Raw genomic sequence first — 22897 nt, 5'->3', positions numbered from 1 at the left:
TTATTCTCCTTTCGCGTTATCCTTCGTTCCGGTAACATCTTCTTTCGCCCCGGCCACTTCATTTTTTGTCGTAGTTATACTATCCTGGGCCTCTGCATCCGGTTGGCTCACCCGTACTTTCATACCTGGAGTCAACTTATGGAATCCTTCCACAACAACCATTTCTCCTTCTGCCAATCCTCTTTCTACCACCACATTATTCCCGACTTCCGGTCCTAATTCGATAAAACGCTTCTCTACCGCATTATCTTTACGCATGGTATAAATATAAGCTCCTCCCTTCTCGATGGTAACGGCTTTCATCGGAACAACGAGTGCTCCTTCACGAACATCCAGCAACAATTTCACCTTTGTAAACTGTCCCGGTAATAATACCTGCTTCGGATTAGGCATTTCTGCACGTACAGAGAAAGTACCGGTTTGAGGATCCACCTGCGGTTCGGCAAAATCCACGTATCCTTTGAATGGATAGACTGTGTTATCCGCCAATGTAATGGTAATATTGGGCTGCCAGGAACGGGTAGAATCCTGCTGTCCCAAATTAATATTTCTTTCTTTACTCTTCAGATAATCGAGTGCTGTCATACTAAAATCAACCAACACCGTATCACTCTTCACAATAGTAGCAAGCAACGATTTCCCCCCGGGTCCCACTAACGTACCCAAGTCCACATTTCTTTCACTAATGTGTCCCGACAATGGCGAACGGACAATGGTATAGCCCAGCTCCAATTCAGCCTGTGCCAAATCCGCCTCACTCATGGCTACCGTTGCCTCGGCACTTTCATAAGCAGCTTCCGCATTATCCAAATCCAACTGGCTTGCAGCATTCTGCTCAAACAACGGACGGATACGTTTTAAATCACGCTCCGCCTTCAAAGCCTGCGCTTCGTCTTTTTTCAACTGCGCCCTAGCCTTATCAGCTTTGGCACGATACTGGTCCTGATTAATGACAAACAAAACCTGATTCTTATTGACATATGTACCTTCGGCAAAAAGCATATTTTCCAGATAGCCTTCCACCCGGGCACGGACTTCGACGAACTGTTGGGCACGAATACGCCCTACATACTCCCCGTATATCTCTACATCATCTTTCACTACCGGTTCTACAATGACTGTCGGCATTTCCGGTGCAGCCTTCTGAGGTCGGGTCAGTATCCAATACACACCCAACACAACTACCACACATATAATAGCAGCAATGGTTCTCTTTCTCCTCAGTTTCAACTCATGTTTCGAAAAGAATAATCTCATATCGAATCTTATTATTTAATTTAACTTATGTTTGTTCTATACTCTTATATGCAATTCATATACCAAAAATGCGTCGCAGACATTATTCGCTTACAATCAAAGCATTACAAAATCTTCTTCTTTTTGCAAAAGTGTGGAAATTCACTGTCTTGTGTAGAAATTATCCACATTTCCGACTTTTGGAACATTTTTTTTAATTCCCATTTCAACAACTAAACAAATTATGCTCTACATTTGTATTATATTAAACATCAACACTAGACCATGTCCTAATGAAAAAACAAATCTTTTCAACATTAGTTTTATCAATTGGCTTATTATTGCCTTTTTCTTTGCATTCTCAGGAACAAAGAAAAAAGGTAGGTGTCGTTCTAAGTGGCGGCGGTGCCAAAGGAATGGCACACATCAAAGCACTGAAAGTGATCGAAGAAGCCGGAATTCCTATCGACTATATAGCCGGTACCAGTATGGGAGCTATCGTAGGTGGTCTTTATGCCATCGGCTATACTCCGGAACAATTGGACAGTATGGTACGGAAGCAAGATTGGACATTCCTGTTGAGTGACCGTATCAAAAGAAGTGCCATGTCATTAACAGATCGTGAGCGATCTGAAAAATATACAGTCTCTATCCCTTTCACCAAAACTCCCAAAGATGCCGCTACCGGAGGAATCATGAAAGGACAGAATCTGGCTAATCTATTTTCAGACCTTACCGTGGGGTATCATGACTCCATCGACTTTAATAAACTACCCATTCCTTTTGCCTGTGTGGCTGCCAATGTTGTCAACGGAGAGCAAATCGTATTCCACGACGGAATACTCTCAACTGCCATGCGTGCCAGTATGGCTATCCCCGGTGTATTTACTCCGGTACGACAAGACAGCATGGTATTAGTGGACGGTGGTATTGTAAACAACTATCCGGCGGATGTAGTGAAAGCAATGGGAGCCGATATTATCATCGGGGTAGATGTGCAAAATGCTCTCAAGAAAGCCGACAAGCTCAATAGTGTCCCCGACATTCTGGGACAAATTGTAGATATCACCTGTCAGTCTAACCATGAAAAGAATGTAGATCTCACAGATACTTATATCCGTGTCAATGTAGATGGATATTCATCCGCCAGTTTTACTCCGGCCGCTATTGATACGCTGATGAGAAGAGGCGAAGAAGCTGCAAAAGACCAATGGAGTTCGTTGCTTGCCTTAAAAAAGAAAATAGGAATAGCCGAAGACTACACTCCGAAACAACACGGTCCTTATTCTTCTCTTTCCAATGCACGCACCGTTTATGTGACAGACATCTCATTTTCAGGAGTAGAAGTGGATGACAAAAAATGGCTGATGAAGAAATGTAAACTGGAAGAAAACAGTGATATCTCCACTCAACAAATAGAACAGGCCCTGTATCAGTTACGTGGCAGTCAGTCCTACTCCAGTGCCAGTTATACGTTGAAAGAGACACCTGAAGGTTATCACCTAAACTTCCTGTTGCAGGAAAAATATGAAAGAAGAATCAACCTGGGTATCCGTTTCGATTCAGAAGAGATCGCATCTTTGTTGGTCAATGCAACAGCAGACCTCAAAACTCGTATTCCTTCCCGATTAGCTCTTACCGGTCGGTTGGGTAAACGATATGCTGCCCGCATAGACTATACGCTGGAACCAATGCAACAGCGTAATTTCAACTTCTCATATATGTTCCAATACAACGATATCAATATTTACGAGGAAGGCGACCGTGCCTATAATACAACTTACAAATATCATCTGGCCGAATTTGGCTTCTCTGATGTATGGTACAAGAATTTCCGTTTCGGACTCGGTCTTCGTTTTGAATATTACAAATACAAGGATTTCCTGTTTAAGAAACCTGAAATCTCCGATCTGAAAGTAGAATCGGAACATTTCCTAAGTTATTTTGCCCAAGTGCAATATAATACCTATGATAAAGGACATTTCCCTTCTAAAGGAAGTGACTTCAGAGCCGCCTATTCACTCTATACGGATAATATGGCACAATACAACGAACACGCTCCATTTTCAGCACTGAATGCTTCGTGGGCAAGCGTCATTCCTGTAACCCGCCGTTTCGCAGTCATTCCTTCCATTTACGGACGTATCCTGATCGGAAGGGATTTTCCTTATCCGCTACAAAATGCCATTGGCGGTGATATCCCCGGTTTCTATATTCCACAGCAATTACCTTTTGCCGGGGTTACCAATCTGGAATTAATGGACAATACCGTTATGATTGCCTCTATTAAATTCAGGCAACGTATGGGAGCCATTCATTATCTCACGTTGACAGGTAACTACGGACTAACGGATAGTAATTTCTTCGATATATTGAAAGGCAAACAATTATTCGGTATCAGTGCCGGTTACGGAATGGACAGTATCTTCGGACCATTGGAAATATCATTAGGATATTCCAATCAAACGGATAAAGGAAGCTGCTTTGTGAATTTAGGATATTATTTCTAATGTAATACAGTATTTCTGAAAAGCAAAAGAGGAGACCGCTTCACAGTGACCTCCTCCTTCTATACTCTCTATGAATATGCTTAAAAGGGTTTATTGAAAAAAAGAAGCATATTCAAAAGGGCTTTATTAAAAAATATTACATGTCGATTCAATGAATCGCATCAAAATCATATCAACGATTTTCGCAGACAGTTGATATGTATAGGGAAATATGCATCAAATTATATATTGATACGTAGGTCGAATAAATTACATACTACCACCTTTACCACCACTATGTGTCGGATTATAAGTTACCGTCTTATATTGCTGGTCAGCACCTGTATAGCGTTTTGCAGAAATAGATATCGTTTTTGTCTGCCCGTTATAGATGACTGTTGTAGTCAATGTAGTTGTACGAGTCTTAGCATAACAAGCATAATCCATCGTAGTATAACCATTCACATTTACCGTATTATATGTACGTTCGGTAGTAGTGATTCCGGATGTTGAACCCATCAACGAATACATACGGGTTTTGAGATAAGCTGCCATTGCATTTATTGTCGTTTGGTCACTGGTACCTAAGGCATTTTTTATAGCCGCAACCACTCCATCTACACCACCGACATAGTCCCAACCAGCTTTTTCAGAATATTTCAACACGATACCTGTCACAGCTTTCGCATTCTCGCTATTATCACGACTTGCCTGTCCGAGTACTTCGCTTTTCTGAATTTCCTCTTTGCTGATAGTGCTAGACACTTTGTTTTCTATTGCATAAGCGGAAAAGTGTTTCACCGGAGCTATATAATTACCATCTTCACTCAAAGTAACCTCTACATTTTGCCCTGATTCTTTCTCCACTTCCCATTGTCCTGATTGCGGATTCTGATAAGTCAGTTGCATACTGTTCTTCGGGAAAGTTATACCCGGAATAGGGTTAGGAATAGATATGTTAACAGCCTCTTTGAATTTTAATCCTGTCGGTTCAAAATGAGCTGCAGCCAAAGGAATGTTCTTATCTACAGCCTTGCCTTCTTCAGCAGGTTTAACTTCGGTAGTAACCTTTTCGGGAGCAGGAACAAACGTAGTGACACTGATATTGACTTTACCGTCTTTCACAATTCCTGCATTCTGCCCTTCTACTTCAATAGCTCCTGCCGGAATCTCTATGGCCACTTTCGCCAAGGGTACGTCTTCTACGACTTTATCCGGTTCAACCTTTCCTAAATCGTCTGAAGTTGCCGGAATATCCGTATTTGATGTACTTTTATCTTCCACAACAGTTGCTTCCTGTGCGTCCAATTTGACTTCTTCTTTCGGACTTTCCCCAGTTAGAGCTAAAGCCACTGTTATCACACTACGGTTCTCCGCATTGTCTGCTATTGTCACAGAAGTCTTTTGAGAGAGATAACCGGTATGAGAAACGGCAATTTCATAAGTACCTGTAGCACTTTCTGTAACAGAGAACTTACCATTGGAGTCCGTTGTACAATTTTTACTTCCTACTTTCACAGTCACCCCATTCATTCCTTCGCCTTTTGAAGTTACTGTACCCATAATGTAATATTCCACTACCGGTTTCGGACTTTCAATGACTTCCCCTTCTGCCGGTTTCGGATCGTCATCATCATCATGACACGCAACTGTCGCAAAAGACAACACCCCCAAGGCTATCGCCATGGCACCCACATAAAACCATTTTACACTTTTCATAATGTTTCAAATTTGTTAAAAATACTAGTTTAAATATCAATCATGATTCATTTCTCACTCGTTCTAATCAAATAATAACGGATATAATCCGGCTGCCAGAAACGTGAGTTCTCGACAGACTTAGGTTCTATACTATAACTTTCACCCAACGAACGGTGGGCATATTCATTTCCACTACGCATATCATATTGAAAAGCAAAATATTCGGGAAGCATCACCCGTAGCGCATGTCGCTTGCGTTTCTTTCCCGGTAACGGAATAGAAAAATTAAATCCCGCATTCGTTGCTCCATCTGTATACATACCATATATGCCTACAATATATTCACCGAAATAACGTGAAAGAGTTCCACGCACTCCATAATCTCCATAAATAAAACGAGCTCCTTCTACTTTCACCAAGGTGTTCACTTCCGGTACATAATATCCTACACTAAGCTGTCCATTAACTCTTCCCCACTTACTCATTTTCCATTCACTACCGTAGAAATGGGAAGAACCGGTAATTCCTCCGCCACCTTCTACTGTCCACCGCCCATTCGCAGAAAAATAGCCGATTCCTGCAGCAAGCCCCTGACGGTCATTAGAAAAACTACCGCCAGCAAGGTATCCTTTCCAATGGTTAGCCAAACGGAAATCCTGGCGTAAAGTCACGAATCCGAAGCGAACACAGTCCCATTTACCATCTTCATTACTCACAATGGGCAAAGAAACCTGCATCCGCAGCGAAGCTCCCTTCCATAATTGCATTTCTAAAGCAGGCTGCAATTCCAAAGCCGCTTTATACAACTTATAAGTTACATTATTGACTAACATCACACTGGGATATACCACCAGATCTACCTTACCGAAAGAACTTTCTTCCCGTTTTACACCTTTCAGCCGATGCACAGCAGTTTTGGTAGAAGTTGTCATCGCCATATTACGATACACTTCATCCAACGCATATTCACCGGACTGATATCTTTGAATCAATTCCGCAGGGATAGTTATACATAATTGCGGTAAAGCATTATCCAATATAAGCAACTGCAAAGTCGGTATTTCCGGTATGGCAACCAAATGGCTTATGGCAATACCTATTCCATTATAAATGCCTCTATAGGTAGAGGTCTCAAAAGCGACAGTTATCGTGTCCTTATTCTCCACAACCGAAATATTCTCCATTTTCAATTCTTTCAGGGCATCACTCACGCGGAGTAGCTGTGCCTGCAACAAAGAAATACCACAGAGAAAAACGGCTGCTATACTAACGATCCTTTTCATCTTTATTTTAATGTATTAATATACATTCATACCGCAGACCAGCGGAAACACATGTAAATTCACGAGTAAACACATTGACGGACAAATGCTTCCAAAAGCGCATGGCAGCACCCAGATTCCATCCACGCGTATCATATTCAGCCATCAACTTTAACTCCTTGCAAAAAGAAGGCGTGTAGCGGACACCTCCGAAAGGCCCCTTATTATATACCCGGCAATCGCCCTGATGAATATACCAACCTGCCGTCACAGCCAATTGATCCCCCGAACGGAATCCGATAGTCTTTGTTAATACACCATAATAAGCTCCCCAATATGGCGTCTTCTTTTCCGTCAAGAGATCGTCTCCACCAACCACAACAGCCGGAAAATAACGACTTTCCTTTATCGGACGAATACGAATCGTATTAGAACGGTCTTGATTATGATAACCGGTTCTACCCGTAGCTGTTGTCATTTTGAGCAATGTCATCCGATAAGTGAATTCGATAAAAGAAAAAAGAGTCATATCTACAAAATAGTTCATGGTAGGGAAACTGAAAACCGAAGGAGTAAGCTGTTCGGGTAAGAAATTGGCTCCACCCATAAATGTACCAGTCTCTTGCATTTCAGCAGTAGGTATCATCAACTGCCCCGTTGTTCCTATGGAATATTGAGCATGAACCAAACTGGTGGTCATCGAAATGAGAATCAAAAATAGAATACTACCTTTCAATGAAATAAATGACTTATTCCTAAAAGTTGCTTTAGTTTGCTTCATCTTTATTTGTATGTTATACTTTTAAATAGAGATACCCTCAAGCCATTGATTAATCTACTATTTTTACCTTATATAATTCCGTTACTTCTTAGGTAACAGTAAACACACAATCGAGAACAACTAGAATGAAAGCAGAGAAAAACATCGACAATTACAGTAATAGAAGGGTTTTGGCCTTTAGCGAAGGGGGGGAATTCTCTTTTTAACAGGACATATAAATCATAGGGCATGAAGATAAGATTATTTCATGTTCGGATTTTTTCTTGCTATATATATCAGATAAAACGAAAAAAAATGAGATTATATTTGTTTGCTATCTATATTTTTGTTTATCTTTGCGTCGTATTAGAATCCGTTACCTAAGAAGTAACAGACATAATTAAATATTGATTATTAGAGTTTTGTCTATGTATCACCTGCTAACATTACAATTTCTAACGTAAGATAAATTCCTTCTATTAACTTCTGTACGTTCTCTTAATCCAAAGCCTTTCAGATATATTTGTGTGGTTTTAATAGATTTGTGCCCCAACGATTCACTAATCATCTCAATCGGAACTCCGCGATATTTAGCGGTAGTAGCCCACGAATGTCGGAAAGTATATGAAGTGACGGGGGAATTCAAATGTAGTGCCCTAGCCAAATCCTTCAAACAATTATTAAAGTTCCGAAGAGCAGATTGATATTCCCTATATGCTCTTTCATCTTTCCGTTTCTTATCGCCATGTAAAATATTGAATAAATAGTCGGGACAATCAGGAACAGCAGGTTTATTGCTTCGAAGCTGATCAATCATCTCCTTTGCACTATCCAAAATTTCCAGGCTCATAGGCGTTTTAGTCTTGATACGGTTATATTGAAGCACATTTTGGTCCAAAGCTGATTTCTCTAAATGCGCCAAATCCGCGAATGACATCCCACAAAACTGAAACATCAGAGCAGCAATCGTCTGTGTACGGCGCAAGCGTTCAGACTTCGGATCTTCATACAGAAGTTTATGCAATTCGAGCACAGGCAATGCTTTCTTTTGCCGGATATCTACACCTGTATAGACGTCATGAAACAACCGGGGCACATAAGGAGCTCTTCCCGCTTCCACTCCCCTATTGTAGATGCTACGCAGCATACGCATATAGGTAGAAACCGTATTGAGCTTCAATCCTGACTCATAAAGATACTGCCCATAGCAACGTAAGCATTCCCGCGTGACTTGTCTGAACGATATGTTCGTTGTTCCACAAAACTTACTAAAAGAAAAAAGGGCATTCTTGTAAACATGAGCGGTAGAATATCTCCCTTCTTTTCGCAAACGCTCAATGTACGCTCCGGCACATTGGTTAAATCCATTCTTATTCATTTTTTGCATCATTAGTTATTTTAGATTATACAATAATAAGAGAAAGAACAAAAATAACCTACTTTATGATTGCAACTATTATAAAAAAAGAAAAGTAAAAGAAAACCTTCACTTTTTCATTGTATCTTCCTATTCATGGAAGATAGCGGGTGAAGAGTTCCCCCTTCACCCCAACTTCACCTTTTTCACACCGCGTAAGCGTCTCCGCGATTCTATATTGCCTTCCTTTTTTATCCCTTCTATCTTTGTGCGATATAAAGATGACGTATTATGTATTTAGAAGAAAATCGATTTAGAAGAACTTGGGAACGTTTCCTAGAAGTATTGAAATCAGACTACAATTGTTCTTTATCCGCTGTTTGCCGCGAGCAGCATACTACTTTTGGAGGTATGACTTCCTGGATGTCCAGACGGGGCTATAGCGTTAAACAAGCTAAGGCAGATGTCGTTCGTGATTATTATGGTGGCGTTGCGCCCTCCCCGCTGCCAACTATCTCTCCTGCGTTCACTCAAATAACACCCGCCATGTTGTCGGAAGAAGAGTTTAGTCTTGCCGGGATCACAATCACCTTTAACAGTGGAACCACCATTTCGGTCAAACGGGCCACACCTGGTGGTGTTATTAAAATGTTGCGCGATTACGAAAAAACGGAGGGAGATCTATGTATTCTCTAACATCAGCCAATCGATACTATCTGTACCAGGGCTTTGTTCGTATGAACCTTGGCATTGACGGTTTATTCAAAATTATACGATCGGAAATGAAGGACTTGTCTCCCGTTTCCGGAGATATCTTTTTATTCTTTGGTAAAAACCGACAAAGTGTAAAAATACTGCGTTGGGATGGCGATGGCTTTCTCTTGTACTACAAGCGCCTCGAAGGTGGAAGTTTTGAGTTACCGACATTTAACCCCAATACAGGCAATTACGAGATTTCTTATCAGGTTTTGTTTTTTATCTTAAATGGAGTGTCATTAAAGTCTGTACGGTTGAGAAAACGTTTTAGAATTTAATACAACGTACTGATTATTAATTATTTGAACTAAAGATATCATCCGATTTATTTGGCCAATTCGTTGATTTTTTATATCTTTATGCCATGAAAAAGGATGAAATCATAGAGTTATTGAAGGAACAAATCAAGGGATTACGAGATGATAACAACAGACTCTTGGACCAAATAGATGCTTTGATAAAGGAGGTTTCTTCCCTTAAAGAGGCACTCCTTCAAAAAGGCGAATCTCTTAGCAAGCAACAGTGCCTTACTAAGGGACTCGCCAAACTTGTATCCAACACATCCGAACAGCAACAGGCTCCCCAATCTGCCATATCCGAAGAAGAGCGACAGAAGATAGAAGCGGAAAAAGCAGATAAGCGTAAAGCAAGAAAGAACAATGGGGCCAAACGTGACATGCATTATGAGATGGAGGAAGAAGAACATGTCGTTTATCCCAATGATCCCGATTTTGACATCAATAAGGCCCGGTTGTTTACCACTGTTCCCAGAATATGCGTCCGCTATGAATGTGTACCCATGCGCTTCATCAAGCATGTCTACAAGATACACACCTATACGCAAGAAGGTCGCCTGTTTGAGGGAAAAACACCGGCTTCGGCCTTCTTGAATTCCAGCTATGACGGTTCATTTATTGCCGGATTGATGGAATTACGTTATATACAATCGCTACCTGTTGAAAGAATCATCAACTACTTCGAGGGTTATGGCTTTACGCTGAAGAAACCTACGGCTCATAAGTTGATAGAAAAAGCCTCAAGCCTCTTCGAAAATCTTTATAAGTGCATCCGGCAGACAGCTTTGAGTGATCCTTATAAGGCAGCCGATGAAACCTATTACAAAATACTCGTCCCGGAAAAGAACAGCAAGGGAAAAGGAGTCAGGAAGGGATACCTTTGGGTGGTTGTCGGCATAAACACCAGGATGATATACCTGCTCTATGATGACGGCTCCCGGTCTGAAAGAGTTATTCTTAACGAATTAGGCAGTTGCAAAGGTATCATACAAAGCGATGGTTACTCACCTTACCGGAAGCTCGAAAGCGATGCTTATCCCAATATCACACGCATCCCGTGCTTGCAACATATAAAACGGAAATTTATAGATTGCGGTGAGAAGGACCCGGATGCAAAAAGAATCGTGGAGCTGATAAACACACTTTATCAAAACGAGCATAAGCATAAAGTTGGGGTTGAGGGATGGACGGTAGAACAGAATCTTATGCATCGAAAAAAGTATGCACCGGACATACTCGGAGAAATAAAAGATGTGCTTGATGAAATAGAAGAACGGGGAGATTTATTACCTAAGAGCGAACTACAGGAAGCCATTACCTATCTTCGCAATGAGTGGAATGCGGTGGTGGACATCTTTAATTATGGTGACACTTATCTGGACAACAATATGGTTGAACGGATGAACCGATACATATCCTTATCAAGAAAAAACTCATTGTTCTTCGGCAGCCATAAGGGGGCCGAACGAGGCGCCATACTCTACACGATAGCACTCACTTGCAGGATGCATAAAGTGAATTTATTTGAGTATCTCACGGATGTGATAAACAGAACAGCCGAATGGCAACCGAACACACCAATTGAAAAATACAGGGAACTGCTTCCTGACAGATGGGAAAAGGCTAATGACTAAAAAGGGATCATTAGCCTTTTTATTTTAATACACTATATAGAATCGCGGAGACGCTTACCACACCGCTATTACACGATACACATTGCCAAACTTTGTATGCTTACGTTCTATCCCCACTGCGACCAGTACTTGTGCCAAGCTTGCCGGATTCGCCCCACGCATAGCCGCCGGATTTTTCTTCTTTAAATATTGAAATATATCGGCTGCTGAAAGAAGCTCACACTCCTCCCCTTTTTCTACAGAACGATAACAAGAGCGCAATACATCCTCTACCGGACCTTGACGGTAAAAAGACAGATTATTCCTCTGCAACTCCTGTTCTTCCTCCTTTGTAAACCAGTAACGTTCACCGGACAATATTTCCTCTTTCAACTGCGCATAAAGCTGTTCATACTCAATCAATTTACAGTCAATAGGGTGCTCTACTAGCACACAAATAAATCTACGGCTGCCGGTTGGATCAGTCAATAAATCTTTCCGATTAGACGTTCCGATAAAAGAAGCAATGCGAGGTAATGAACGATAGTTTTTCTGATACGCTTTACACAAGCTCAATGAAGCCATTTGCATCAGATTTTTCAATAAAGGCATTTTTGTCGGAGAATATTTATCAAACTCGTCCAAGTTTAAAAGCCCCATCTCCGCCAATCTACGCTCCACATTTCCCTGACCTGTCAAATCCACTTTATCCATATAATAACGCTGAAGCACAGACGGAAGCAGAGACTTACAGAAAGTAGATTTCAAATATCCCTGTTCCGTACTAATGAGCAAAGGAGCAACACTATTAGCGTGATCGCCCATTATTCCCATCCATTGTGCCGTCATACCCAACATCCAAATGCGAAACTCTTTTTTCCACAAAGGATTCTCCGAAACCCGTCGTGCTAAATCCATCACACGGTCTATCCCATCCCACTTCGGCAATTCATCCAGATAAAGTCTGAAAGGATGATATTCCACAATACGAGTGGAATAAATGCAACGTGACAAGTCACGATCCCAACAAACAATGCCGGCTTCATGCGCTTCCATACATAAGGTATTCAATACACGTTGATTTACAGACTGAAATCCTTCGTTCATCCGTTCCAATGAACGGAATTCAGTTTCTTCCGTCAACACATTATAGCGAAAATCATAATGAGACTTCAAAAAACTTTCTACATTCTCGGTCAAATTCTTCGTTTTGCATAATGTATCCCTCCTTTTACTTTCCTTTGTCTCCATAGGACTTGTTGAAGACTCCGACATATACGCCATTAACTCGTCTTTTTTTTCACTTTTACAAAAATGACTCGTAAATTTCTGCCACAACACTAGCAATACACTTTTCTTGTTCATAAAATTCAGTTTTTAGTATTTAATGAGTGCGAATATAATACCCTCCAAATACGATCTGCAACTTTTTAATCCTCTCATTTTCATAAATATGAACTTGGCGTTTTATCCGGTTATTTCTTGTTTATCTCCTAATTAAACCTTATCTTTGATGCAGATATTTATAGCTTATCACAGTCATGATAATATCTTATCATAGCTGTGATAATAAAGTTTCATTGCTATGATAAGTACTTATCACAATAATGATAAATAATAAATGCCTAGGAGAAAATTAAGAAACATCAAGAAGATAATCTACCAATATCTAAAGAAAAAGGAAAGACTATGTCAGTACAATTTGAATTATACAAGACTCCTATGCCGAAGGAGAGAAAAAACAAGGTGAGATACCATGCACGTCCGATCAGTTTTGAGACTGTGAATACAGAGAAGTTAGTATATCGGATTCACGATCGTTGCTCACTTAGCCCATCGGATGTAATAGCAACATTAGAAGAACTAAAATATGAAGTAGCCCAATGCCTCAAAGAAGGAAAAAAAGTACACATCGATGGATTGGGATACTTACAAATTACTCTTAGTTGCGAAGAAGAAATACGTGACCCCAAAGCTAAACGGGTACACAAAGTCAAATTAAAAGCTGTCAAATTCAAGGCAGATAGGGAACTCAAAGCAGAACTTTCCGATATGCAGTTCCAACGTTCGAAATACAAACCACACTCTGCCGGACTCTCTGAAGTAGAGATAGATATGGAATTGACGAAATACTTTACCGAAAACCAAATAATCACCCGAAAAGACTTTCAGTATCTCTGTGGAATGACACAGATCACTGCCTATCGTCATATAAAAAGGCTGATTGCGGAAAAGAAACTGCAAAATAAGGGGACCACTCATCAGCCTATTTATACCCCGGTACCGGGTAACTACAAGGTTTCTGTAGATATAAAATACAAAGGATAAAGAATAATATCAGGGTTATAGCAACTAATCATGTATATTTGCGTTATCCATTGAGTAAAACTAATCAAAGCATTGAGTAAAATTATTCAATCCATTGAGTAAAATCAGAAAATCATGTATAAAAGAGCACAATATCAAATCATTACAGAAAGGCTGAAAGAACCCCGGCATTTTCTACAAGTAGTATTAGGACCTCGTCAAGTGGGAAAGACTACAGTTATCAAACAGGTAGTCAATGATCTGAAGATACCTTATCAAATCTATTCGGCAGACAGCATTCCTGCTACACAGACATCCTGGATTTCAGATTGTTGGAATACGGCAAGAGTACAGATGCGGGTTGAAAAGCTACCTGATTTCATTCTAATAATCGATGAGATTCAAAAAATAAAGAACTGGAGCGAAGTAGTGAAAAAAGAATGGGATGCAGATACATTCAATGACATCAACATAAAAGTTGTTCTCCTTGGCTCTTCACGTGTATTGTTAGAGAAAGGTTTGTCGGATTCCATGATGGGACGCTTCGAAGAAATCAGGATGACTCACTGGTCATATCCGGAAATGCGGGATGCGTTCGGTATGAGTTTGGAACAATACCTCTATTTTGGCGGATATCCCGGCGCAGTTTTCCTAATAGAGGACGAAGAGCGATGGGGACAATATATCAATGGAGCAATCATTGATGCCACAATCAATAAAGACATCTTATACGACTCTCCTATCAGCAAACCGGCACTACTACGGCAAACTTTCGAATTGGGGACTTCTTATTCCGGTGAAATCGTATCCCTGACCAAAATGGTAGGAACATTGCAAGACGCCGGAAACACAACAACATTGGCTGGATATTTAAACTTACTGGGAGATAGCGGATTACTGACCGGGTTACAAAAGTTTGCTATGGATAAATCACGTCAAAGGGCAAGTGCGCCTAAATTCCAAGTATATAACAATGCATTAAAAACCGTATACAATGATTTAACTTTTAAAGAAGCCATTCTCAACCGGAAAGAATGGGGACGTATTTTCGAATCTGCCATCGGCGCTCATATTGTTTCTAACGCATTCACCGGTAATTATGAGGTATTTTACTGGAGAGAGAAGGATAAAGAAGTAGACTATATACTGAAAAAGAAAAACCGAATTGTAGCAATAGAAGTAAAAAGCAACAGTGAAAAGTATAATGCGGGACTCGAAGAAGTGCGCAATTTGTATCATCCTTATGCAACTTTCGTAGTCGGAGAAGGAGGGATGAAAGTCGAACAGTTCTTAAGCATTAACCCGGCAAAATTATTCGAGTGAAGAAATAGGTGAAAGGAAAGCCCTTCACCCGTATCCTCCCATCAGATAAGGGATGCGGAAAAAAGGTGAAGGGAACTCTATCTTCAGCTCAAAGTTTATATACATATAAAAAAGATATTAAAAGCCTCTTACTTTTCATTTTTTCCCGCCATTATTCGCCCAAATCAAAGAAAGTGCCTATCTTTACCGCAAGTATTTTTATTATTCACCATTAAATACAAAGATTATGGCAAGTAGAAGAGAACTCAAAAAGAACGTAAACTATATCGCAGGAGAATTATTCACCGAGTGTTTAATCAACAGCATGCTTATCCCCGGCACAGACAAAGCGAAAGCTGATGAACTGATGGCAGAGGTACTGAAAATGCAGGATGAGTTTGTTACTCGTATCAGCCACACAGAACCGGGCAACGTGAAAGGTTTTTATAAGAAATTCCGTGCAGACTTTAATGCAAAGATTAACGAGATTATTGAGGCTATCGGAAAATTGAACTAAAAGCAGAAATGAAAAAAGCAATTTATAGCTTTATCTATTACCGCCTGTTAGGATGGAAGACAAATGTTACGGTGCCTAATTATGATAAATGCGTGATATGTGCCGCTCCACACACAACCAACCTTGATTTATTTATTGGAAAACTATTTTATGGTGCTATAGGCCGTAAGACAAGTTTCATGATGAAAAAAGAATGGTTTTTCTTTCCGCTTGGAGTTTTTTTCAAAGCAGTTGGCGGAATTCCCGTTGACCGTAGCCGAAAAACTTCGCTAGTAGATCAGATGGTTCATAATTTTGCTAAATATAAAAAGTTTAATTTGGCTATCACTCCCGAAGGAACCCGCAAAGCGAATCCAAACTGGAAAAAAGGCTTTTATTTTATAGCTTTGAAAGCCCAGGTTCCTATCGTCCTGATTGGTATTGATTACAGCAAGAAAACAATCTCTGCAACGAAAGCTATCATGCCGTCAGGAGATATTAATAAGGACATGAAAGAAATCAAACTTTATTTCAAGGATTTCAAAGGAAAACATCCGGAGAATTTTGCTCTTGGAGAGCTTTAAATTCAATTATTAAGTATCCAGTATTAAGTATTAATCGTAGCTTACAACATACAATTTGAGCGCATGGTATAATACTTAATACTTAAAACCTAATACTTAGTTAGTATGGAGTCTATCCGTATTTCCATCATACAAACCGATATTGTTTGGGAAAATAAACAAGAAAATCTCCGTTTGCTCCACGAAAAGCTGCAAAGTCTTCGTGGAATAACGGAGATTGTTGTTTTACCGGAGATGTTTTCCACCGGATTCAGCATGCAGAGTAAAATGCTGGCAGAGCCGAACTCCGGAGCAACCATTACAACACTCAAACAATGGGCTGCCCAATTTCATCTAGCCATTTGTGGAAGCTATATAGCAACAGAGAACGACCAGTTCTATAATCGGGCTTTCTTCCTGACACCGGAAGGAGAAGAATTCTATTATGACAAACGTCACCTGTTTCGTATGGGAAGGGAAGCAGAACATTTTTCGGCCGGTGATAAACGACTTATCATCCCCTATCGTGGATGGAATATCTGCCTGTTGGTTTGCTATGATCTCCGTTTTCCCGTATGGAGCCGGAACGTAAACAACGAGTACGACCTTTTAATATATGTAGCCAACTGGCCTATCCCCCGCCGTCTGGTCTGGGACACTCTGCTCCGGGCGCGTGCTTTGGAAAATCAATGCTATGTATGTGGTGTCAACAGAGTGGGCATAGACGGATATCAGCTTACATATAATGGAGGAAGTAAAGTTTATTCTGCTTTCGGAGAAGAAATCGGCTCATTTCCAGATGAAAAGGAAGGAATAGCTACTGTGAGTCTTAATCTGAACACTCTCAACCAATTCAGAGAGAAGTTCCCGGTATGGAAAGATGCAGACGAATTCCATCTGTAACATTGGCAAAATAACAAATGTTAAAAACAGATTCTTGCAGCAACAATACCTAGAACTCGGTAGTTAATTATATAGACTTCTTTTGTATCTTTGTCGTGAAAATACAGTCGTAAGGACGCTAATCTTACATAACTTAATTAACAACTTTATGAAAACAAATCTTAGTTCTCAAATCAGTCTCCACCGGGTCTCCCCCAGATACTACAGACCGGAGAATGCATTTGAAAAATCAGTCTTGACAAGACTCGAGAAAATTCCTACGGACATCTACGAATCCGTAGAAGAAGGTGCTAACTATATTGCGCGCGAAATAGCACAAACCATCCGCGAAAAACAAAAGGCAGGACGTTTCTGTGTATTGGCTCTTCCCGGAGGTGATTCACCCAGCCACGTATATACCGAGCTTATCCGTATGCATAAAGAAGAGGGTCTTAGCTTCCGCAATGTGATCGTATTTAATATGTATGAGTATTATCCGTTGTCTCCCGATGCTATCAACAGTAACTTCAATGCTTTGAAGAATATGTTGTTAGATCACATCGACATTGACAAGCAGAATATATTCACTCCCGATGGAAGCATTGCCAAAGATACCATCTTCGAATATTGCCGTCTGTACGAACAACGCATTGAAAGCTTCGGAGGCATTGATATTGCTTTGTTAGGTATCGGTCGTGTAGGTAACATTGCGTTCAACGAACCGGGTTCCCGACTGAACTCTACCACTCGTCTGATTTTGTTGGATAACGCATCACGCAATGAGGCATCCAAGATTTTCGGAACGTTGGATAATACTCCGATCAGTTCTATTACAATGGGAGTAGCCACTATTCTTGGTGCAAAGAAAGTATATCTGCTTGCATGGGGCGAGAATAAAGCAGCTATGATTAAAGAATGTGTGGAAGGTGCAATCACTGACACAATTCCTGCTTCTTACCTGCAAACTCACAACAATGCACATGTGGCTCTCGATCTTTCAGCAGCCATGAACTTAACACGTATCCAACGTCCGTGGTTAGTCACTTCTTGCGAATGGAACGATAAGTTAATTCGTAGCGCTATTGTTTGGCTGTGTCAGCTGACCGGCAAACCGATTCTGAAGTTGACGAATAAAGACTATAATGAAAACGGTTTGAGTGAGCTTTTGGCACTTTATGGTTCTGCATACAATGTAAATATCAAAATCTTCAATGATTTGCAGCACACCATTACCGGATGGCCGGGTGGTAAACCTAATGCTGATGACACCTATCGTCCGGAACGCGCAAAACCGTATCCGAAACGTGTGGTCATCTTCTCTCCGCATCCGGATGATGATGTTATTTCAATGGGTGGTACGCTTCGCCGCTTGGTAGAGCAAAAGCACGAAGTACACGTAGCTTACGAAACTTCCGGTAATATCGCTGTAGGTGACGAAGAAGTTGTTCGTTTCATGCATTTCATCAATGGATTCAATCAGCTCTTCAATAACAGCGAAGATTTGGTTATCAATGAAAAATATATAGAAATACGTAATTTCCTGAAGGAGAAGAAAGACGGTGATATGGACAGCCGTGATATTCTGACTATCAAAGGTCTGATTCGTCGTGGTGAAGCCCGTACAGCTTGTACTTATAATAATATACCGCTGGAACGTTGCCACTTCCTCGATCTGCCATTCTATGAAACAGGTAAGATTCAGAAAAACCCGATCAGTGAAGCAGACGTAGAAATTGTACGCAACTTGCTCCGTGAAATAAAACCTCATCAGATTTTTGTTGCTGGTGACTTAGCCGACCCACATGGAACTCACCGTGTATGTACAGACGCTGTATTTGCTGCTGTCGATCTTGAAAAAGAAGAAGGTGCCAAATGGCTGAAAGACTGTCGTATTTGGATGTACCGTGGTGCGTGGGCTGAATGGGAAATCGAGAATATTGAAATGGCAGTGCCTATCAGTCCGGAAGAACTTCGTGCAAAACGTAACTCTATCCTGAAACATCAGTCGCAAATGGAAAGCGCTCCGTTCCTGGGTAACGACGAACGTTTGTTCTGGCAACGTAGTGAGGATCGTAACCGTGGTACAGCTACTTTGTACGATCAGTTGGGACTGGCTTCTTACGAAGCAATGGAAGCATTTGTAGAATATGTTCCATTATAAGAGTAATCATTCTTAATTAAGAGAATATAAAACAATGAAAGAAGAGTGGGAAGTTTCGATACTTCTCGCTCTTTTTTGTTTATTTTTGCGGGAGTGAAAATGAAAATAAAAGCATTGAATGATGAAAAAGATAATAGTGTTTCTTCTATGCCTCACTATAGGCGCAAACTACCTTTTCGCTCAAGACATTGAAAGAAATGTAAAAGAGCGGCTGACGGATTACTTCAACCAATATACCGCAACAGCCAAAATCAGTACCCCTAAACTGAATAGCTTCGATATTAATTACGACCGTAAGACGATTGCAATCTATGCATCGGAGAGCTTCGCCTATCAGCCTTTCCGACCGGAAACTGTAGAAAGCATTTATAATCAAGTAAAAGAATTACTTCCGGGTCCCGTTCATTATTACCAACTCACCATTTATGCGGATGGGAAGCCCATTGAGGATTTGGTACCTAATTTCTACCGGAATAAGAAAAAGGATAAGGAGCGGTTATCCTTGAATGTAGATTATAAAGGAGCTCCCTGGGTGAAAAACACTTCACGTCCTAATGAAATCTCACGCGGACTACAAGACCGCCACATTGCAATCTGGCAAAGCCACGGCAACTATTTCAAAAATGATAAAAACGAATGGGGATGGCAACGTCCCCGATTATTCTGCACCACAGAAGATATGTTCACCCAATCTTTTGTCCTTCCTTATGTAATTCCAATGCTGGAAAATGCAGGAGCGATTGTCTATACTCCCCGCGAACGAGATACACAAAAGAATGAAATCATTGTAGATAATGATACCCCCAATGCTTCCCTTTATTTGGAAGTGGGTGGTAAAAAGACTAATTGGACAAATGCTCCGGTAAGAGGATTTGCTCAGAAAAAAACAATCTATCAAGATGGAGAAAATCCTTTCACTGACGGAACCTGTCGTTTTATTCCGACAGAGAGAAAGAAAAAGAAGAATAAAGACCAGGTATTTGCCGAATGGGTGCCTACTCTGCCGACAACAGGCAAGTATGCTGTTTATGTTTCCTACCAGACATTACCCAACAGTGTAAGCGACGCCAAATATCTGGTATTTCATAACGGTGGAGTTACCGAATTCAAAGTAAACCAAAAGATAGGTGGAGGCACATGGGTTTATCTCGGCACTTTTGAATTCGACAAAGGGAATAATGACTACGGCATGGTGGTTCTTAGCAACGAGAGCAGCGAACATGGAGTTGTATGTGCCGATGCAGTACGTTTTGGAGGAGGAATGGGTAACATTGCCCGCGGAGGAAAAATCAGTGGGCTACCGCGTTACTTGGAAGGAGCACGCTACTCTGCTCAATGGGCGGGAATGCCATACGAAGTATATGCCGGACGAAAAGGTGAAAACGACTATACAGACGATATCAACACACGCTCTAACGTTATCAATTATTTATCGGGCAGTTCCGTCTATAACCCACAACAGTCGGGTCTGGGCGTACCTTTGGAAATGACGATGGCATTGCACAGTGACGCCGGATGCAGCAAAACAGACGAACTGATCGGATCACTCGGCATTTACACCACCGATTTCAATAACGGCAAACTAAATGCAGGAACAGACCGGTATGCCTCACGTGATCTGGCAGACATTCTGCTGACACAGATTCAGAAAGATATTTATTCAAGCTACAGCTTGCCGTGGACACGCCGCAGCATGTGGAACCGGAATTATAGTGAAACACGTCTTCCGGCTACGCCTTCTACGATTATTGAACTACTCTCCCACCAGAACTTCGCAGATATGCAGTTAGGACATGATCCGAACTTTAAATTTACAGTGGGACGTGCCATCTACAAAGGAATTTTGCAGTTCATTACCAGCCAGCATGATAAAGAATACATTGTTCAGCCTCTGCCTGTGAGCAATTTCGCCATTCAATTCGGAAAGAAAAAGAATACATTAGAACTTTCATGGAAAGGCGAAGACGATCCGCAAGAACCGACTGCACGACCACGGGAATACATTGTATATACCCGCATCGGTTATGGAGGTTTTGACAATGGCACTTTAGTCAGCAAAACGTCCCACACCGTTAAGATAGAACCGGGACTTGTTTATTCATTCAAAGTAACTGCTGTAAACCGGGGCGGGGAAAGTTTTCCTTCTGAAATCCTCTCCGCTTATAAAGCCAAACGTGAACAGGGAAAAGTAATCATCATCAATGGTTTTGACAGAATCAGCGGTCCGGCGGTCGTTAACACTTCTGATAAAGCTGGATTCGATCTAATGCAAGATCCCGGCGTTCCGTATATATCGAATATTTCATTTTGCGGAGCACAAACCGGCTTCGACCGTACACAAGCCGGTAAAGAAGGAAAAGGAAGTCTGGGGCATAGTGGAAGCGAATTAGAAGGAATGAAAATTGCAGGAAACACGTTCGACTATCCTTTTATTCACGGAAAAGCGATTCAGGCAGCCGGAAAATATAGCTTCGTATCATGCAGCGACGAAGCGGTAGAGAACGGATTGGTTACGTTAGAAAACTATCCGGTGGTAGATTATATTTTGGGACTGGAAAAAGAAGATCCTGCAAGTAAAGCATATTACAAGACATTCTCTTCGGCTATGCAACGGATTATGACCAGTTATTGCCAAGCGGGAGGTAACCTGTTTGTCAGTGGTGCTTATGTAGGAAGTGATATGAGTGGAACACAAGGAAACCGGGAGTTTACAGAGAAAATACTGAAATATGGTTATCAAGGTAGCCTGACGGATAAGAGTTCGAATCAGATTAAAGGATTGGGCCGTACTATAACAATCCCACGTCTGCCTAATGAAAGCAGTTATGCTGTACCTGCTGCGGATTGTATTGTTCCCGTAGATACTGCCTTCCCCGTATTTACGTATGCACCCGGCAATCAGAGTGCAGGTATTGCCTACAAAGGAAACTACCGTACTTTTGTATTGGGCTTTCCTTTTGAAAGTATCCAGTCTGAAGCAGACCGGGCAACCATTATGGCAGGCATCCTGGGATTCTTTACTCAAAAATAAAAAATATCCTTTTTTTTAATCCGTTTTTCATTTTAAATTCTATCTTTGCTACTATAATAACCTTTAAAACTAAAAAACAATGTATACTATACAAGCAAATCCCAGCGGTACACGCAGCATAGAAGTATCTAATGAAAACTTGAGAACAATTGAAAAATATGCTCTGTTCCGTCATCTTATCGACAGTACCGGTATTGTAGATGAAGCAGTTCTGGATAAGTTGAAACTTAATATCCGCTCCCTTATCGCCAGTCAGGAGGAAGACAGTAAAGACTTGCTGGACCTTTGTATCGACGTGATTTATCACAATAATATGAAGGCATTCGGCTTGCAACAGCTCATCAAGCTCTATCTTACCTGGCTCTCCAGTCCGGAAGCGGAAGAAGAGGAGGAATAATGATTACGGTAGATACCTGCGGAATAACAGCATACAGTCCGCTGATTCCTGCAATAAAAGCGATGTGTACTGCCTCTCCGGGTGAAACGATAGAGATTATAATGAACCATGCCGATGCGTTTCAGGATCTAAAGGAATATCTGTCCGAGCAAGGTATCGGCTTCCGTGAAATCTATGACGGAGAACAAATGACATTACAGTTCACAATTAGATAATGTATCAATTATTAGCTTTGCAGATATAACAGTGTTGTTTCCTAATACAGGAGAAAGTTTTTAATTGAATTAA

General features: G+C 41.0%; 19 protein-coding genes. 13 read left to right on the top strand and 6 right to left on the bottom strand.

The window, feature by feature from the left end; translation table 11 throughout:
• Positions 1 to 1257: an efflux RND transporter periplasmic adaptor subunit gene (locus tag H8796_RS15240; RefSeq protein WP_117937303.1), complete on the bottom strand. Its 1257-nt coding sequence runs from the start codon at positions 1255 to 1257 to the stop codon at positions 1 to 3.
• 272 nt (positions 1258 to 1529) lie between these two features.
• On the opposite strand from H8796_RS15240, the gene H8796_RS15235 reads away from it, so the two are divergent.
• Positions 1530 to 3746 carry a patatin-like phospholipase family protein gene (locus tag H8796_RS15235; protein WP_117937301.1) on the top strand — a complete coding sequence of 739 codons (2217 nt, stop codon included), beginning with the start codon at positions 1530 to 1532 and terminating at the stop codon, positions 3744 to 3746.
• A 249-nt stretch (positions 3747 to 3995) separates the two neighbouring features.
• Here H8796_RS15235 and H8796_RS15230 read toward each other — a convergent pair whose 3' ends face one another.
• The 4 genes from H8796_RS15230 to H8796_RS15215 form a co-directional block, all read right to left on the bottom strand.
• Positions 3996 to 5444, bottom strand: a complete 1449-nt coding sequence (locus H8796_RS15230; protein WP_117937299.1) for a carboxypeptidase regulatory-like domain-containing protein — start codon at positions 5442 to 5444, stop codon at positions 3996 to 3998.
• 47 nt (positions 5445 to 5491) lie between these two features.
• Positions 5492 to 6709 carry a hypothetical protein gene (locus tag H8796_RS15225; protein ID WP_117937297.1) on the bottom strand — a complete coding sequence of 406 codons (1218 nt, stop codon included), beginning with the start codon at positions 6707 to 6709 and terminating at the stop codon, positions 5492 to 5494.
• 7 nt (positions 6710 to 6716) lie between these two features.
• Complete coding sequence (locus tag H8796_RS15220; RefSeq protein ID WP_117937295.1) at positions 6717 to 7469, bottom strand: YjbH domain-containing protein; 753 nt, start codon at positions 7467 to 7469, stop codon at positions 6717 to 6719.
• A gap of 412 nt (positions 7470 to 7881) precedes the next feature.
• Positions 7882 to 8835: a tyrosine-type DNA invertase cluster 3b gene (locus H8796_RS15215; protein WP_117937293.1), complete on the bottom strand. Its 954-nt coding sequence runs from the start codon at positions 8833 to 8835 to the stop codon at positions 7882 to 7884.
• Between the two features lie 261 nt (positions 8836 to 9096).
• On the opposite strand from H8796_RS15215, the gene H8796_RS15210 reads away from it, so the two are divergent.
• The 3 genes from H8796_RS15210 to H8796_RS15200 all read left to right on the top strand — a co-directional run bounded on the left by H8796_RS15210 (position 9097) and on the right by H8796_RS15200 (position 11491).
• On the top strand, positions 9097 to 9501 hold the full coding sequence (locus tag H8796_RS15210) for a hypothetical protein (RefSeq protein ID WP_117971771.1): 405 nt from the start codon (positions 9097 to 9099) through the stop codon (positions 9499 to 9501).
• The gene (gene tnpB / locus H8796_RS15205; protein WP_117971910.1) at positions 9489 to 9839 is read left to right on the top strand and encodes an IS66 family insertion sequence element accessory protein TnpB; all 351 of its coding nucleotides are present in this window, start codon (positions 9489 to 9491) and stop codon (positions 9837 to 9839) included. Before H8796_RS15210 ends, tnpB begins: the two co-directional genes overlap by 13 nt.
• Before the next feature lie 86 nt (positions 9840 to 9925).
• Positions 9926 to 11491, top strand: coding sequence for an IS66 family transposase (locus tag H8796_RS15200; RefSeq protein ID WP_187343824.1), 1566 nt, complete (start codon positions 9926 to 9928; stop codon positions 11489 to 11491).
• A 54-nt stretch (positions 11492 to 11545) separates the two neighbouring features.
• Here the strand turns inward: H8796_RS15200 and H8796_RS15195 are convergent, their stop codons facing one another.
• Entirely contained in the window at positions 11546 to 12835 is a 1290-nt protein-coding gene (locus tag H8796_RS15195; protein WP_117938057.1) for a DUF3874 domain-containing protein, read from the bottom strand.
• A gap of 324 nt (positions 12836 to 13159) precedes the next feature.
• Between H8796_RS15195 and H8796_RS15190 the strand changes: the two genes are divergently transcribed.
• The 9 genes from H8796_RS15190 (at position 13160) to H8796_RS15150 (ending at position 22824) form a co-directional block, all read left to right on the top strand.
• Entirely contained in the window at positions 13160 to 13798 is a 639-nt protein-coding gene (locus H8796_RS15190) for an HU family DNA-binding protein (protein ID WP_117938059.1), read from the top strand.
• A 114-nt stretch (positions 13799 to 13912) separates the two neighbouring features.
• Positions 13913 to 15100 (top strand): ATP-binding protein, encoded by a 1188-nt coding sequence (locus H8796_RS15185; protein ID WP_117938060.1) that lies wholly within the window; start codon positions 13913 to 13915, stop codon positions 15098 to 15100.
• Positions 15101 to 15326: 226 nt separating this feature from the next.
• Complete coding sequence (locus H8796_RS15180; RefSeq protein ID WP_074556508.1) at positions 15327 to 15596, top strand: hypothetical protein; 270 nt, start codon at positions 15327 to 15329, stop codon at positions 15594 to 15596.
• Between the two features lie 8 nt (positions 15597 to 15604).
• Entirely contained in the window at positions 15605 to 16159 is a 555-nt protein-coding gene (locus H8796_RS15175) for a 1-acyl-sn-glycerol-3-phosphate acyltransferase (RefSeq protein WP_117938062.1), read from the top strand.
• A gap of 105 nt (positions 16160 to 16264) precedes the next feature.
• The gene (locus H8796_RS15170; protein WP_117938064.1) at positions 16265 to 17041 is read left to right on the top strand and encodes an amidohydrolase; all 777 of its coding nucleotides are present in this window, start codon (positions 16265 to 16267) and stop codon (positions 17039 to 17041) included.
• 148 nt (positions 17042 to 17189) lie between these two features.
• Positions 17190 to 19181: a glucosamine-6-phosphate deaminase gene (locus tag H8796_RS15165; protein WP_117938066.1), complete on the top strand. Its 1992-nt coding sequence runs from the start codon at positions 17190 to 17192 to the stop codon at positions 19179 to 19181.
• A gap of 121 nt (positions 19182 to 19302) precedes the next feature.
• Positions 19303 to 22212, top strand: coding sequence for a xanthan lyase (locus tag H8796_RS15160; protein ID WP_117938080.1), 2910 nt, complete (start codon positions 19303 to 19305; stop codon positions 22210 to 22212).
• Positions 22213 to 22291: 79 nt separating this feature from the next.
• Positions 22292 to 22609, top strand: a complete 318-nt coding sequence (locus H8796_RS15155) for a hypothetical protein (protein WP_004297365.1) — start codon at positions 22292 to 22294, stop codon at positions 22607 to 22609.
• Positions 22609 to 22824 (top strand): sulfurtransferase TusA family protein, encoded by a 216-nt coding sequence (locus H8796_RS15150; RefSeq protein ID WP_117938068.1) that lies wholly within the window; start codon positions 22609 to 22611, stop codon positions 22822 to 22824. The genes H8796_RS15155 and H8796_RS15150 overlap by 1 nt, the downstream gene beginning before the upstream one ends.
• Positions 22825 to 22897 lie beyond the last annotated feature (73 nt).

This window comes from Bacteroides sp. M10 (assembly GCF_014334015.1).
GTDB lineage: Bacteria > Bacteroidota > Bacteroidia > Bacteroidales > Bacteroidaceae > Bacteroides > Bacteroides intestinigallinarum.
The sequence above is the reverse complement of the archived record's forward strand: the minus strand, read 5'-3'. Positions and strand labels throughout refer to the sequence as shown.